Origin of the sequence: Lactonifactor sp. BIOML-A5, assembly GCF_009677585.1 — a bacterium.
Lineage (GTDB): Bacteria > Bacillota > Clostridia > Lachnospirales > Lachnospiraceae > Lactonifactor.
This window is the reverse complement of sequence record NZ_WKYV01000007.1, coordinates 197,934-211,898: the sequence shown is the minus strand read 5'-3', so window position 1 is coordinate 211,898 and position 13,965 is coordinate 197,934. Positions and strand designations below refer to the sequence as shown.

The 13,965-nt window shown below is 44.5% G+C and carries 15 protein-coding genes; all 15 read right to left on the bottom strand.

The features are described 5' to 3' along the window. Positions 1-127: 127 nt before the first annotated feature. Entirely contained in the window at positions 128-766 is a 639-nt protein-coding gene (locus GKG41_RS08300; protein WP_154258054.1) for a VTC domain-containing protein, read from the bottom strand. Between the two features lie 264 nt (positions 767-1,030). Next, positions 1,031-1,288 (bottom strand): spore coat protein, encoded by a 258-nt coding sequence (locus tag GKG41_RS08295; RefSeq protein ID WP_154258053.1) that lies wholly within the window; start codon positions 1,286-1,288, stop codon positions 1,031-1,033. A gap of 11 nt (positions 1,289-1,299) precedes the next feature. Then, positions 1,300-1,485 carry a hypothetical protein gene (locus GKG41_RS08290; RefSeq protein WP_072849973.1) on the bottom strand — a complete coding sequence of 62 codons (186 nt, stop codon included), beginning with the start codon at positions 1,483-1,485 and terminating at the stop codon, positions 1,300-1,302. Positions 1,486-1,565: 80 nt separating this feature from the next. Continuing rightward, on the bottom strand, positions 1,566-3,011 hold the full coding sequence (gene glgA / locus GKG41_RS08285; protein WP_154258052.1) for a glycogen synthase GlgA: 1,446 nt from the start codon (positions 3,009-3,011) through the stop codon (positions 1,566-1,568). An 84-nt stretch (positions 3,012-3,095) separates the two neighbouring features. Next, positions 3,096-3,893, bottom strand: a complete 798-nt coding sequence (gene spo0A, locus GKG41_RS08280) for a sporulation transcription factor Spo0A (protein WP_072849977.1) — start codon at positions 3,891-3,893, stop codon at positions 3,096-3,098. A 195-nt stretch (positions 3,894-4,088) separates the two neighbouring features. Further along, a complete protein-coding gene (gene spoIVB / locus GKG41_RS08275) occupies positions 4,089-5,291 on the bottom strand; it encodes a SpoIVB peptidase (protein ID WP_243140989.1) in 1,203 nt (400 codons plus the stop codon). A gap of 70 nt (positions 5,292-5,361) precedes the next feature. After that, positions 5,362-7,047 carry a DNA repair protein RecN gene (gene recN, locus GKG41_RS08270; protein ID WP_154258050.1) on the bottom strand — a complete coding sequence of 562 codons (1,686 nt, stop codon included), beginning with the start codon at positions 7,045-7,047 and terminating at the stop codon, positions 5,362-5,364. A 38-nt stretch (positions 7,048-7,085) separates the two neighbouring features. Further along, complete coding sequence (gene argR, locus GKG41_RS08265) at positions 7,086-7,538, bottom strand: arginine repressor (protein ID WP_072849983.1); 453 nt, start codon at positions 7,536-7,538, stop codon at positions 7,086-7,088. A 34-nt stretch (positions 7,539-7,572) separates the two neighbouring features. Further along, positions 7,573-8,436 (bottom strand): NAD(+)/NADH kinase, encoded by an 864-nt coding sequence (locus tag GKG41_RS08260; protein ID WP_154258049.1) that lies wholly within the window; start codon positions 8,434-8,436, stop codon positions 7,573-7,575. A gap of 12 nt (positions 8,437-8,448) precedes the next feature. Further along, on the bottom strand, positions 8,449-9,258 hold the full coding sequence (locus GKG41_RS08255; RefSeq protein ID WP_154258048.1) for a TlyA family RNA methyltransferase: 810 nt from the start codon (positions 9,256-9,258) through the stop codon (positions 8,449-8,451). Next, entirely contained in the window at positions 9,255-11,117 is a 1,863-nt protein-coding gene (gene dxs / locus GKG41_RS08250; RefSeq protein WP_154258047.1) for a 1-deoxy-D-xylulose-5-phosphate synthase, read from the bottom strand. Before dxs ends, GKG41_RS08255 begins: the two co-directional genes overlap by 4 nt. A gap of 14 nt (positions 11,118-11,131) precedes the next feature. Continuing rightward, complete coding sequence (locus GKG41_RS08245) at positions 11,132-12,022, bottom strand: polyprenyl synthetase family protein (RefSeq protein WP_347563279.1); 891 nt, start codon at positions 12,020-12,022, stop codon at positions 11,132-11,134. Continuing rightward, positions 12,012-12,227 carry an exodeoxyribonuclease VII small subunit gene (gene xseB / locus GKG41_RS08240; protein ID WP_154258045.1) on the bottom strand — a complete coding sequence of 72 codons (216 nt, stop codon included), beginning with the start codon at positions 12,225-12,227 and terminating at the stop codon, positions 12,012-12,014. Before xseB ends, GKG41_RS08245 begins: the two co-directional genes overlap by 11 nt. Continuing rightward, a complete protein-coding gene (xseA, locus tag GKG41_RS08235) occupies positions 12,217-13,443 on the bottom strand; it encodes an exodeoxyribonuclease VII large subunit (protein WP_154258044.1) in 1,227 nt (408 codons plus the stop codon). Before xseA ends, xseB begins: the two co-directional genes overlap by 11 nt. Further along, complete coding sequence (nusB, locus tag GKG41_RS08230; RefSeq protein ID WP_154258043.1) at positions 13,440-13,847, bottom strand: transcription antitermination factor NusB; 408 nt, start codon at positions 13,845-13,847, stop codon at positions 13,440-13,442. Before nusB ends, xseA begins: the two co-directional genes overlap by 4 nt. Positions 13,848-13,965: the final 118 nt, after the last annotated feature.

Genomic DNA, 13,965 nt, shown 5'->3' with positions numbered 1-13,965 from the left:
GACGCAGCCATTCAGCCGATTGTAATATAATCTCCTAATATTTGCTATTATAGCATATTTTGCCCGCAAAAAGAAGAAGATGCCAGGGGCTTCCTGCCGCTGACCTCTTCTTCTCTTTTATACACTGTTATGCAAATGCAAAATCTTCGGAAACCTGTTCCTGGTTCTGTACCATATTGGCAATCATCCGGGGAATTGTCTTATCTCTTCTGTAGCTGATATGTACCTGATGCCCGAAGAGGCAGTCCACCCGCATCCCCTCTTCTTCAAACAAGGTGACATGTTTTCCTATGATCCGCTGAATTCTTTCATCAAAAACAATTCTGCTGTCCTTTTTGGACTGATATACCTTTCTCTCGTACTCCTTGAGCCCCCCAAGCTCCAGGCCATTAATCGTCATCTGGCGGTAGAGATCCCGCACAAGAGGATGCTCATGTTCCTGCATCCATACAATATTACCGTCCATAACCGCCTGGCATTCTTCGCGGGTCAGGGTACAGCAATACTTATATACAACGCCGTTCTGGACATTTTTCTTTTCCAGATAGAGAAATTCTTCATGATTTTCTTTTGTCTTTCTGCACAGATAATAACGGGGAAGTTCTTCATCACGGGATATGTATCCTTCCACATTGACAAACTCCATTTTGCGAAGGAGCATCCTCTCAAACTTATCAGGTGCCTCTTCCTGTAATGTCTTTTCTATTCTCCGGTAATCGTTTTTTGTTATTCTGCCGTTTTCCTCGTAATAACTCATATACTTCATACCATAACCTCCATATACATTCCCCTGTTGCACCATATGATCCTGACAAAAGATTCATTCCATCAGACTTCTGTCAGGGCTGACGCCTGCCATAGTTATACTATACAAAATAATTGTGACAAAGGGATGACCAACTTCTGAAAATCCTATAAACTATATTTTATTTCCATAAAATGGAGGTTCAATATGAGTTTTCTACAGCCAATGAAAAAGAATCCGTTTATAGACCGGGTCTATAAACGGACTCCTTTTTAAACCAGTTTATTACTGCATCTGCGGCTGTTCAAATAAAGAACGAACATGGGCAACTTCTTCCGGAGTTGCCTTGGAAGCCGGAACGTAGTAAGCCTTCGCTCTTGCAATCTGGTAAATCTCTTCCTGAGACATTTCACACTGATTGCGGATCTGCTTTAATGTCTGTTTTAACTGTGGATTCTCTGACTGAGAAATCATCTCAGTGTAACGTACTAATTCGCCGTTAATGCCTGCTAAAGTATCGGATACCATTGTTTTTTCTGTCATTTTCTAACCTCCTACCGTAAGAACTGCATCAGCTGTTGCTTAGTTTCCATTGCGGACTGCGCAGATTTTTGAAAAAACTGCTTTACCTGAGGATCCTGAGCCTCATGGGCATAATCCTGCATCTTACAGTGAGTGGTTTCGTAGCCGCCGATTAAGTGGCGAAGATTCTGAACGTCTAATTCTGATAAATCTGTCATAACATAACCTCCTGATATTTTCTATACTATGGTAGTATGGCAGATTTATCAGGTTTTATACGGTTTTTTAGCTGTTCCAGTTAATAGCCAATCAGCCAATTATACATTTCCTCATACTGTTTCGCCGAACTGTTCCAGGAATAATCTCTTGCCATGGCACGATCCACCATTTTATTCCACTCTCTTTTCTTGTCGTAGTAGACTTTTTCCGCATAGCGGATGGTGGCGAGCATTTCATGGGCATTGAAATTTTTAAAGCTGAAGCCAGTGCCTGAGTTCTCGAATTCGTTGTAAGGCTCCACGGTGTCCTTTAAGCCCCCGGTTTCCCTGACTATCGGAAGAGTTCCGTAACGCAGACTCATAAGCTGGCTCAGGCCGCAGGGCTCGAACAGAGAAGGCATAAGAAATGCATCTGCGGACGCATAAATACGGTGAGACATTGCCTCGTCATAATAAATGTTGGCAGATACCTTTCCATTGTATTTCCAGGCAAAATGCCGGAACATGTTCTCATAATGTTCTTCCCCTGTTCCGAGAATAACAATCTGCACTTGGTCCTGACAAAGCTCATCCATAATATAGGAAACCAGGTCAAAGCCCTTTTGATCGGTGAGACGGGATACAACACCAATCATCATCTTTTTAGGATCTGTCTCAAGTCCCAGATCTCTCTGCAGTGCAGTTTTATTTTTTACCTTTTCCTTCCTGAACGTTTTGGCATCATAAGTTTTTGTTATATATGGATCCGTTGCCGGATTATATTCATCATAGTCGATTCCATTAACAATACCTCTGAGGCTGTTGGCACGGGCCCTCAGAAGGCCGTCCAGCTTTTCTCCATAAAACTCTGTCTTAATCTCTTCGGCATACGTATTGCTCACGGTCGTGATAGCATCGGCAAAGACAATCCCCCCCTTAAGATAATTGGCGTCTTTGTATGCTTCCAGCTTGTCTGGCGTAAAGAAGTAATCCGGCAACCCAGTGATTTCACGGACGGTCTTTACATCCCAAGTCCCCTGAAATCTCAGGTTATGTATCGTGATTACACTTTTAATTTCTCTGTAGAAGTCACCCAGCTGAAATTGGTCTTTCAGATAAACGGGAATCAGTCCTGTCTGCCAGTCATGGCAGTGAATAATATCCGGTTTGAAATCAATCACTGGAAGTATAGACAATGCTGCTTTTGAGAAAAATGCGAATTTCTCAAGGTCAAACCGAATGTCCCCGTACGGGCGATATCCTGAAAAATAATATTCATTATCTATGAAATAGAAGTGAATTCCTTCGTATTCCAGCTCCAGAATTCCTACATATTCATTTCTGTATCCTATATCCATATAAAAATGAGCTACATACTGTAACTGATTCTTAAATTCCTCTTTCATGCACTGATATTTGGGTATGATTACCCGAACATCAAAATATTCTTTATCGAAACATTTGGGCAGGGCACCTACAACGTCTGCCAACCCTCCGGTTTTAATAAAAGGTACCGCCTCAGATGCTACAAACATTATCTTTTTCATATGTTATCCTCCTTGAGTAAGAACATTGATTAATGATATTATAGCCTATTTTTAGGTAGATGAAAAGGCGGTTACAGGATCTTACTAATTATTTTTGTATTCTAAACGAATTTTATCTGCAATTAAGGCAATGAATTCCGAATTGGTTGGTTTGCCTTTTCCTGTACTTACTGTATATCCAAACAGTTCATCGATGGTATCCATTTTCCCTCTGCTCCACGCCACCTCTATGGCATGCCGGATGGCACGTTCTACTCTGCTTGGAGTTGTCTGATGTTTTTTTGCAATGGTCGGATATAATATTTTAGTAATTGAGTTAAGCATCTCCATGTCATTTACAGATAAAATGATGGCATCCCGCAGATACTGATATCCTTTAATATGTGCAGGTACGCCAATCTCATGAATAATATTTGTCACATCAGCTTCCAGATTTCTTTCGAAATAATCCCCCTTGTTTTCGTAAGCATTTACTTTTCTCAGCTCTTTTGTCTTTCCGCTCATGGTATTTTTTATATGTTTGATACGATTCAACAGCATATTATTGTCAAATGGCTTCAAAATATAATAATTTGCGCCCAGATTAAAAGCATCTTCCGTAATCTGTTCCTGTCCGACAGCAGATACAACAATAAATGCAGGATGTTTTTTGATTTCTACATCTCTTCCCACCCGTTCCATAACTGACAGTCCGTCTACCTTCGGCATAATAATATCAAGCAATACAACATCCGGCTCTTTTTCACGTATAATTTCGTAAATATCTTCCCCATTACTTGCGTGTCCTACCAGTTCCAGCTCTTTGTCTTCGTTTATGATATTTCCCAACAAATCCAGCATTTTTTCATTGTCATCTGCTATGGCAACATTCAATTTTTCCATTACTACTCCTCCATATTTCCTCATAGTTCTCGGTTGTCGTCAGAAATTTTTGGGCGCCCTCTCTTCTTCATTTCTGAGCGATAATTGTATTATAGTATTTATTCTTTGTATAATCAAGTTGAATCCGCTGACAATTCTGTGTGTTTTCCGTCACATTTCGACATTATAGACATTATTTCTCCTTCTGTTTTCAGCTTACCCCAGCATATTTTCAATGAAGATTCCGTATCCTTTTGTAGCATCCTGAACGAAAACATGAGTCACGGCACCTATGATTTTCCCGTTCTGAATCACCGGACTCCCGCTCATTCCCTGCACAATTCCGCCGGAATACTCCAAAAGTTCAGGGTCTGTCACCTGGATGGAAAATGCCTTATTTGTATCTGCCTGATCCCAGAAAATCTCTGTAATTTCTATGTCGAACTCTTTTGTTTCTCCTTTTACGGTGGTTAGAATTTTGGCACTTCCTGTTGTAACATCCTGTTTCAGCCCCACTTCCATAGGTACCAGATGCAGTGATTCCCTTGATTCTGCGGGAATTGTGCCGAATATTCCTTTTTCGCTGTTTATGTCGATTGACCCCAGCTGATTGCTCTTTTGATAATTGATCACACCGGAGAGCTCTCCCGGATTTCCCTTAGATCCTTTCATAACGGAGAGAATCTCCGCCTGGTATAACTCTCCTCTTTCCAGTTTGAGGAGTTCTCCTGTGTCTACATCGCTGATGCCGTGGCCCAGTGCTCCGTAGTTCCCATGGGCGTCCACATAGGTAAGAGTTCCGATGCCTTGTGTGTTATCTCTGACCCAAATTCCCAGCTTATAAGAATTATCTTCCCCTAAAAGTGGTGTAAGTGAAAGCGGAATCTCCTCTCCATTCCTGTCCACAAGTAACTCCATCGTCTCCCCGTTGCTGTCGTTAATCATGGAGATAAGCTGGTTTTTATTGGTGATGTCTGTTCCATTGGCCTTCAGAATGTAGTCGCCAGCCTGTACGATATGCTCAGCCGGCTGATAGGCAATACCGTCCGTCGATACTACATCTCCAGACCCAATGATCATTACTCCCTCTGTCTCCATATACAAACCGATGGGAGTACCTGATGCAGCTACCCAGGTATCCTCTACGATCTGCACCTTCACTTTTTTCAGAGGCATTACATGACAGAGACGGCACTCTATGGTGTAGGTCTTATTACCCGCGACAGAAAGGGAATCATCATATGTGATGAGAGGGTTCTGTTCCAGGATACTTGCCAGTCCGTCCTGTTCTTCTGCCCGGATTCGCACATCATCCGGAATTGAATCTCTGATAGAAATATAGCTGTAAACACCAATTCCTATTATATTCAATAATAATAATACGAGTAGAAACCGTCTATAATTACGCTTTCTATGCAAAATATCACATCCTTTCAAAAAAAGAAAAAGATACACCATCGTGTACCTTTTTTAGTATGTGATTATTTGCTTATTTCACTCTTGAATTTTTTTGTACCTGTGCCAAATCCTTCATCTCCCGTGCACTCTCTAAAACCGTACTGGTAATTTTTGCACCCCCGAGAATCCGGGCAATCTCCTCTATGGATGCCTCCTGACCGATACGTCGTATCCGGGTAGTGGTTTCCATATTTGTCACTTTTTTTTCAATAAGGTAGTGTGAATCTGCCATTGCAGCGATCTGGGGAAGGTGTGTAATGCACAGCACCTGGTGATTTCTCCCGATAACTGCCATTTTTTCTGATACCTTCTGGGCTGTCCTGCCGCTGATGCCGGTGTCTATCTCGTCAAAAATCAGTGTCTCCGTCTCGTCCTTGTCCGCCAGCAGAGTCTTGATGGCCAGCATAATACGGGAAAGCTCTCCTCCTGATACCACTTTCGCCAGAGGTTTTAACGCCTCTCCGGGATTGGTTGCAATGAGGTACTCCACAGAATCTGTTCCTTCTGCAGAAAAATGTTCCTTTTCAGAAAAGTTCACTTTAAATCTTACATCCGCAAAATTCAGGTCTCTTAAGCCCTCTGTAATATTTAATTCCAGCTTTAAGGCCTCCTCTTTTCTTTTTTCAGAAAGCTCCCGGCAGGCTTCGGACAGTTTTTTTTCTTCTATATTATATTCTGTCATTAATCTGGCTTTTTCAGTCTCAAAATCCAACAGACGAGCCAGCTGTTTTTCTTTTTCCTCAAGCTTAATAAGAATAAGCTCTATGCTCTGTCCATATTTCATTTTCAGATGATTGATCCAATCCAAGCGCTCTTCGATTTCATGAAACTCTTCTTCCGAATAGGAGAAGTTATCCAGGTATCCTGAGAGTTCTCTGTTGAAATCATTTAATAGGGCTTCTGCATCACTTAAAACACTGCAGAGAGGTGCAAGGGTATCGTCATATTCAGCCACCTGGGTCATCTGATACAGACTTCTTCCCAGTAGATCGCTGCACCCGTTGTCTGCTGCACACATCTGGTAAACCTGAGCAGCGTTCTCCAGAATTTTCTTTCCGTTGAGCAGCTTTCGATACCTCTGCTCCAGTTCCCCATCCTCACCATTCTTCAGGTCTGCGTCTGTGATCTCCTGAATCTCAAATTCCAAAAACGATATTTCACGCTTCCTCTGTTCTTCGTCCATTTGGTATTCCGCCAGTTCTTCCTGCAGTTTTTTGTATCTGCGGTAGGCCTCTTTGACCTTTTGGCTGCTGTCTGCCAGATTATCCTTCCCATATTCATCCAGTATCTCCAGCTGCTTTGCGGGATATAATAAAGACTGATGTTCGTGCTGGCCATGAATGTCCAACAATTTGCCCGCCGCTTCCCGTATCTGGGCAACTGTGCAGGCTTCTCCGTTTATCTTACTGATGCTTCTGTTTCCAGTAATCTTTCTGGTAATGATAATCTGCCCGTCTTCTGCAAAAATATCCTGTTTTTTCAATTCTTCCAGAATTTTAGGATTATTTACAGAAAACACCAATTCCACCAGCGCAAAGGGTGCATTTTCCCGGATCATATCCCGGGACATCTTACCTCCAAGGGCAAGACTAATAGAGCCTATGATTATAGACTTACCTGCTCCGGTTTCACCGGTTAGAATATTAAGACCTTCAGCAAAATCCACTTCAATTTCATCTATAAGTGCCAAATTTTTTACGTGTAAATTAACCAGCATATCTTTGCTCCTTTACACTCTCTTCTTTCGATGTTTCTTCAGTTTTCCAGGATCCGCCGGATCTTCTCCATGAGCAGCAGTGTTTCATCAACACTTTTTACCGCACACATGATGGTATTGTCCCCTGCAATACATCCGACAATCTCTTCCCAGTTTAGTTCATCCAGGGCTGCAGCGGCCGCCATGGCCATCCCGGACACTGTTTTGATTACCAGTATATTCTGAGCCATATCCATGGATAAGAATGCGTCTTTCAGCACTCTGGTGTATTTTTCACTCATATTCTGATTCTTGTTTTCGAGAACCGCATATCTGGAACGTCCGATTCCATCCGCAATTTTTGTAAGTTTAAGCTCCCGGATATCCCTGGAAATAGTGGCCTGGGTAACCTTATAGCCAGCCTCCTGAAGCTTGTCGGCAAGCTCTTCCTGTGTTTCTATATCATATTGATTGATTAGTTCAATGATTTTTGAATGTCTTGCTATCTTCATGTTTTGTACCCTCCCGAGATGTTATCCTCACACATTAGCTGGTACTCATTTTTTGCCGCAGTACCTCCAAAAAGCTCAGATTACTTATCTTTATAATCTGGGTATCTGGTTTGGCTCTGCGTATCACTATGCGATCTCCGGTTGTCATGGTGAGATCCGTATCCCCGTCAAAGCTTGCGATAGCCTTGGCATCTCCTTTTGATTTCCCCTGGGCGATCTCCACCGTAATCTCATCCTCGGAAGAAAATATAATGCTCCTTGTGTTCAGCGTATGAGGAGCTATGGGTGTCATCATAATCATAGAAGCGCCGGGGGATACAATGGGCCCGCCAACAGAAAGGCTGTATCCGGTGGATCCGGTAGGCGTTGAGATTATAATTCCGTCTGCAGTGTAGGTATTCAGGAATTCCCCGTTTACGTAATTTTTGAACCTGACCATCCTCATTGGGCCGTCCCTGACAATCACGATATCGTTCAGGGCAATATCTGAGGCTATAATCTCATTTCCCCGGTACATATCCCCCGTGAGCATCATTCTTCGCTCTATCTCGTACTCATCCCGTATCAGATGATCAATGGCAGGCCCTATGGAATCACGGTCTATCTCTGCCAGATACCCCAGTGTTCCCATATTGATACCCAGCAGAGGGATCTGACGGTCTATCACATCCCTGGCTGCCTGTAGCAGGGTTCCGTCCCCGCCCAGGACAATAACGCAGTCCGCATCTTCCGGAATCAGCTTAACATTCGTATAGTGATAGCCTGCATTTGGATCCCGGTCTCTTTCTGTCTGTATGGTACACTGGCATCCCTGTGCCTTCAGATAGCCCACGATCTCTTTTGTCACTGTCAATCCTTCATCTTTACTGCTGTTTGTAATTATGTAGAATTTTTTCATACCCCTCACCTGTCAGTCTAATGTACCGTGTGCCTTTTCTACAATTTCTTTTATTTCTGCTGTTACCTGCCTTTGTGTATCCTCTTCCCCGGGGAATTTAACCAAATGCAGCAAATATTCGATATTTCCCTCCGGTCCTTTGATGGGAGAAAATTCCAGATGCAGAACCCGAAAGGAGATACTTTGTGCGTAATCAATTACTTTTCGTATCACTTCCTCGTGAACTTTGGGATCCCTGACTACCCCCTTTTTGCCAACCTTTTCTCTTCCCGCCTCAAACTGAGGCTTGATCAGACAGACAATTTCCCCCGCCTCTGCCATAAGCTCCCGGACGGGCAGCAAAACTTTAGTGAGGGAGATAAAGGATACATCTATAGAAACAAACTGAGGCGGCTCCTGTATATGCTCCGGAAGCACATAGCGGATATTGGTTTTCTCCATACAGGTTACCCGTTCATCCTGACGCAGTTTCCAATCCAGCTGACCATGCCCCACATCCACTGCATATACTTTTACCGCTCCGTTCTGAAGCATACAGTCTGTAAATCCTCCGGTGGAGGAACCTACGTCCATGCATACTTTTCCGGAGAGCTCCAGACCAAAGTGTGTCATAGCTTTCTCCAGCTTCAGGCCCCCTCTGCTCACATATTTCAGGGGATTCCCTTTTACTGTGATCTCCACTGTGTCCGGAAACATGGTTCCGGCCTTGTCCTCCCTCTGTCCTTCTACAAATACATTCCCTGACATAATTACTGCCTTGGCTTTTTCTCTGGAAGCGGCAAGATTCCGGTTTACCAGTAAAACATCTAAGCGCTCTTTCATTTGGTTTTTTCCTCCAGTATGGATTGGCATACAGCCTCAGGATCCAGTCCCACCTCTTGGTGAAGCAGTCCTACGTTCCCCTGCTCTACAAACCGATCCGGCAGTGCGCGGATCATCACCTTAATCGGAAGCTTCCAGGTGCTCACACAGTCCAGCACATGCTCCCCAAACCCGCCGCTCTTCACATTTTCCTCCAGAGTGACAATAAGGCTGTGGTCCCTTGCGGCTTCACAGATAATTTCTGTATCAATAGGCTTTACAAATCTGGCATTCACCAGAGACACCCTGTGTCCCTTTTCTTTCAGCATCTCTCTGACCTTCACTGCTGTTTTCACCATACTCCCTGCTGCCAGCAGCAGGATCTCCGACTCTCTGTAAATCCATTCTCCTTTTCCATAGTGAATCTCTTCCCTGTACTCCTCAAGGCCGTCATAAGCCTCCCCTCTGGGGTACCTGATGGCAATCGGCCCGTCATAAGCCACTGCATATTTCAGCATATCCGACAGCTCCCACTTGTTTTTCGGAGCCATCACTGTCATGTTGGGAACTAAAGAGAGATATGACAAATCAAAGCACCCCTGATGGGTTTCCCCGTCGCTTCCCACCAATCCTGCCCTATCAATAGCAAAGACCACATGAAGGTTCTGCATGCAGACATCATGAATCACCTGGTCAAATGCTCTCTGTAAAAAAGAAGAGTAGATGGCAACTACCGGTGTCAGACCTCCCAGCGCCAGACCCGCGGCAAAGGTTACTGCATGCTGCTCTGCAATTCCCACATCAAAGAAGCGGTCTGGAAACATATTCCGGAATCGTTTCAGCCCCGTCCCGTCCGGCATGGCCGCAGTCACTGCCACCACATCCGGGTTCCTGTCGCCAAACTTTCTCATTACCGTGGAAAATATGTCCGTGTAGCTTGCTTTACTCCCGCTGCTTGTAGGTATCCCGTTGGTGATATCAAAGGGAGTGGTTCCGTGGAACCTGGCGGGATGGCGCATGGCCGGTTCATATCCCTTTCCTTTTTCCGTAAGAACATGGACAATGACTGCCCCCTCCACCTTTTTGGCTTCATTGAGCACACGCATGGTCTGGCGGATGTCGTGACCGTTCACAGGTCCCAGGTAGGTGATACCCATATCTTCAAAAAACATTCCCGGAATAAAAAGCTGTTTGATGCTGCTTTTTGTCTTGTGTATCTTTTTCACAATAGCGGGTCCCACACTGGGCATCTTATTGAGGCTTTTAGTCACACTCATTTTCAGTCCGGTATAGGCTTCGGCAGTGCGTATGTTCCCCAGGTACTGGGAAATACCTCCTACATTCTCAGAGATGGACATCTTATTGTCATTTAGCACTATAATAAAATTCGTTTTCAGCTCAGAGGCATTGTTCAGAGCTTCATAAGCCATTCCCCCGGTAAGGGCCCCGTCGCCGATCACAGACACCACACGATAATTTTCCCCTTTGAGATCCCGCCCTGCCACATATCCCAGGCCTGCAGAAATAGAGGTGGAGCTGTGTCCTGTGTCAAAAGAATCACACGAACTTTCACACCTTTTCGGAAAACCGCTCATCCCCTGATATTTTCTTAGATTCTCAAAACCATCCTTTCGTCCGGTAAGGATTTTGTGGGTATAAGACTGATGCCCTACATCCCAGATAATCTTATCTGTAGGAAGGTCCATGACATTGTGGAGTGCCATAGTAAGCTCTACCACACCCAGATTGGAGGCCAGATGCCCCCCTGTCTTACTCAGAGATTCGATCAGAAACTGACGGATCTCTGAAGCAAGCTGGGGAAATTCCTCCAGCGGTATTTTTTTTATATCGTTTGGCTGATTTATCTTATCTAAAATCATTGGTAGCTTCACCTCTACTTTTTTCTGCCGCTCAGGGAAGAGATCAGTGCTATAAGGAATTCACCTTCTCCTGTCAGTGACGTCAGTTCACATACTGCCGCCTGTGTCAGCTTCTCTGCCTCTTTTTGGGCATCTTCCAGTCCCTGCAGAGTTACCCAGGTTGTCTTGTGATTCTTCTCATCGCTGTGAACTGGTTTTCCCAGTTCCTTCTCATCCCCTGTGACATCCAGAATATCGTCCTGTATCTGAAACGCCAGTCCGATGTTCCTTCCAATTCGTTCCATGGCCTCAAGCTCACATTTCTCTGCACCTGCAAGCACTGCACCAGTCATAAGCGCGGCTTCGATCAAGGCCGATGTTTTATTTCTATAGATATAATGCAGCATCTCCCTGTTTATAGGTATGCCGTCGTTTTCCACATCCACACCCTGGCCTCCCAGCATTCCGTGGATACCAGTTTTACTACCCAGGATCCCCAGAGCCTGTCCGATCACAGCAGGGGCTGTATCACTCTGAAACGCCAGAAAAGCGGTTTCATAGGCATAATTCAGCAGTGCATCTCCGGCAAGGATAGCCGCAGCCTCTCCGAATACAACATGGGTAGTCTTTTTTCCCCTCCGATAATCGTCATTATCCAGAGCAGGAAGGTCATCGTGAATCAGCGAATGGGTATGAATCATCTCCAGAGCAGCCATGAAAGGTTCTATTGCCTTTCGGTCCCTTCCATGGAATAAGAGGTATGCCTCCTCCATCATTATGGGCCTGAGCCGCTTTCCCGGGGCTGTCATGCTGTAGTTTACCGCCTCCGCCATTCTCTTCGAAAATCCTTCCTCTACGGGAAGATATCTGCGGATGATATGCTCCGCAAGTTCTGTCTTCTTCTGTAATTCCTCTTTAAAATTCACTGAGTTCTCCATTTTCATCCATCTGAAGCATTTTCTTTTCAACTTTATCTATCTTACTGTTACAGTATTTTAATAGCTCCATTCCTTCCTGGTAGACCTTAAAAGAATCTTCCAGTGAAATTTCTCTGCTCTCCAGCTGCGTTACAATAGCATCCAGAGATTTCATTGCCTCTTCTATGGTTCTGGTTTCCTTTTTATCTGCCATTTATTCCAACTCCTCTGTCTGCAGTTTCCGTTTTTTCCACAGAGGTATGAATCATACCATCTGCAACCTGTATTGTCAGATGCTCCCCAGGTTCCACTTGAGTAACGCTTGTGACTGCATGATGATTATCATCTTCCACATAGGAAAATCCTTGATTCAGCTTATTCAGAGGGGACAATCCTTTCATACGCTCAATATAAATATTCAGTTCCTGGCGGGAATAAAGGATGCTGCGCTTCATGGCTTCCCTCATCTTATCCTCAAGATCAATCAGTCGCTGGCGCTTTTCCCGAATCTGGCTGGCAGGGCTTAAAAAGTTAAGCTTTGTCCTGTACTGTTCCAGCTGTCCTTTCTCTAAAAGCACCCGGTTCTCCATCCCTCTTGTCAGGCGTCTGGAATATTCATACAAAAGCTCCATAAGCCCGCGCATATCATCTACCGCTAATTCTGCCGCCGCAGATGGCGTAGGGGCCCTGAGATCCGCCACATAATCGGCTATGGTAGTGTCTGTCTCATGTCCCACTGCCGATATAATGGGTGTACTGCAGTTGAAAATAGCTCTGGCTACTTCCTCCTCATTAAAAGCCCAAAGATCTTCAATTGAGCCTCCGCCTCGCCCAACAATAATAGCATCCACGCCCAGAGCATCCAGCTTTTCAATTCCTTTTACAATGCTCTCTTTGGCACCGTCTCCCTGGACAAGAGCCGGGTAGAGAATAATCTGCAGAAACGGATTTCTTCTATATGATATATTGCGGATATCCTGTACAGCAGCCCCTGTGGGCGCAGTGACCACCCCCAGAGTTTTTATAAACCGGGGAATGGGCTGTTTATATTCCTGGGCAAACATTCCCATCTCTTCCAGTTCTTTTTTCAGCGCCAGATATCGTTCGTAGAGAAGTCCGGCGCCCTCCAGGGTAATCTCTTTGGCATAAAGCTGATACTTTCCGTCTCTCTCGTATACGTTGACACTTCCGCCTACTACAACCTTATCACCGTTTTTCATGGAAAACGCAAGTCCCTTACGGCTTCCGGCGAACATGACACAGGCGATCGTTCCGCTTTCATCCTTCAGTGAGAAATAAATGTGACCCGAGGTGTGGTATTTACAGTTGGATACTTCACCCTTTACGTATATCTTATTCAGAAAAAAATCCTGGGTGAACATGTTCTTAATATAAGTATTGACCTGGGTTACAGAATAAATACTGCTCATTCCTTCTCCTTAGCGATATTTCCCAAAATTCCGTTGATAAAGGCCGCGGATTCGTCCTGGCCAAATCGCTTTCCTATCTCAATGGCCTCATTAATGGCTACTTTCACCGGTACATCCGGGTCGTAATTCATCTCGTAGACAGCCAGACGCAGAATCGTGAGGTCAACCTTTCCCATACGGGAGGTTTTCCATCCTTTTGCCGCCTCATTGATCAGACTGTCTATCTCATCCAGTACATTGCGCACCTTATTATATTTCTCTTCCATATACATCTGATCCTTCTGGCTGAGTTCCCCCAGCTGTTCAAAATACAGACTGATCTGCTCCGGCATCTCTTCCGGTGTATTGAATTCACTTACAAAAAGCAGTTTAAATATATTTTCACGAAGTTCTCTTCTTCCCATTCCGTCCTCCACGTTTAATTTCACTTCTGCAAAGAGAAAAAGGTGCCTTTTTCAGAGACACCTTAATGATACCAGCCAGAACGATTCTTCTGTGAACCGGATGTTTCTCAATTGTAAA

What these genes read in the sequence shown, in the direction of transcription:
- recN (WP_154258050.1), bottom strand. Translation starts at nt 7,047, where the DNA reads ATGCTGGTTAATTTACACGTAAAAAATTTGGCACTTATAGATGAAATT.
- argR (WP_072849983.1), bottom strand. Translation starts at nt 7,538, where the DNA reads ATGAAGATAGCAAGACATTCAAAAATCATTGAACTAATCAATCAATAT.
- GKG41_RS08300 (WP_154258054.1), bottom strand. Translation starts at nt 766, where the DNA reads ATGAAGTATATGAGTTATTACGAGGAAAACGGCAGAATAACAAAAAAC.
- xseB (WP_154258045.1), bottom strand. Translation starts at nt 12,227, where the DNA reads ATGGCAGATAAAAAGGAAACCAGAACCATAGAAGAGGCAATGAAATCT.
- dxs (WP_154258047.1), bottom strand. Translation starts at nt 11,117, where the DNA reads ATGATTTTAGATAAGATAAATCAGCCAAACGATATAAAAAAAATACCG.
- nusB (WP_154258043.1), bottom strand. Translation starts at nt 13,847, where the DNA reads ATGGGAAGAAGAGAACTTCGTGAAAATATATTTAAACTGCTTTTTGTA.
- GKG41_RS08290 (WP_072849973.1), bottom strand. Translation starts at nt 1,485, where the DNA reads ATGACAGATTTATCAGAATTAGACGTTCAGAATCTTCGCCACTTAATC.
- glgA (WP_154258052.1), bottom strand. Translation starts at nt 3,011, where the DNA reads ATGAAAAAGATAATGTTTGTAGCATCTGAGGCGGTACCTTTTATTAAA.
- GKG41_RS08255 (WP_154258048.1), bottom strand. Translation starts at nt 9,258, where the DNA reads ATGAAAGAGCGCTTAGATGTTTTACTGGTAAACCGGAATCTTGCCGCT.
- xseA (WP_154258044.1), bottom strand. Translation starts at nt 13,443, where the DNA reads ATGAGCAGTATTTATTCTGTAACCCAGGTCAATACTTATATTAAGAAC.
- GKG41_RS08295 (WP_154258053.1), bottom strand. Translation starts at nt 1,288, where the DNA reads ATGACAGAAAAAACAATGGTATCCGATACTTTAGCAGGCATTAACGGC.
- GKG41_RS08260 (WP_154258049.1), bottom strand. Translation starts at nt 8,436, where the DNA reads ATGAAAAAATTCTACATAATTACAAACAGCAGTAAAGATGAAGGATTG.
- spo0A (WP_072849977.1), bottom strand. Translation starts at nt 3,893, where the DNA reads ATGGAAAAATTGAATGTTGCCATAGCAGATGACAATGAAAAAATGCTG.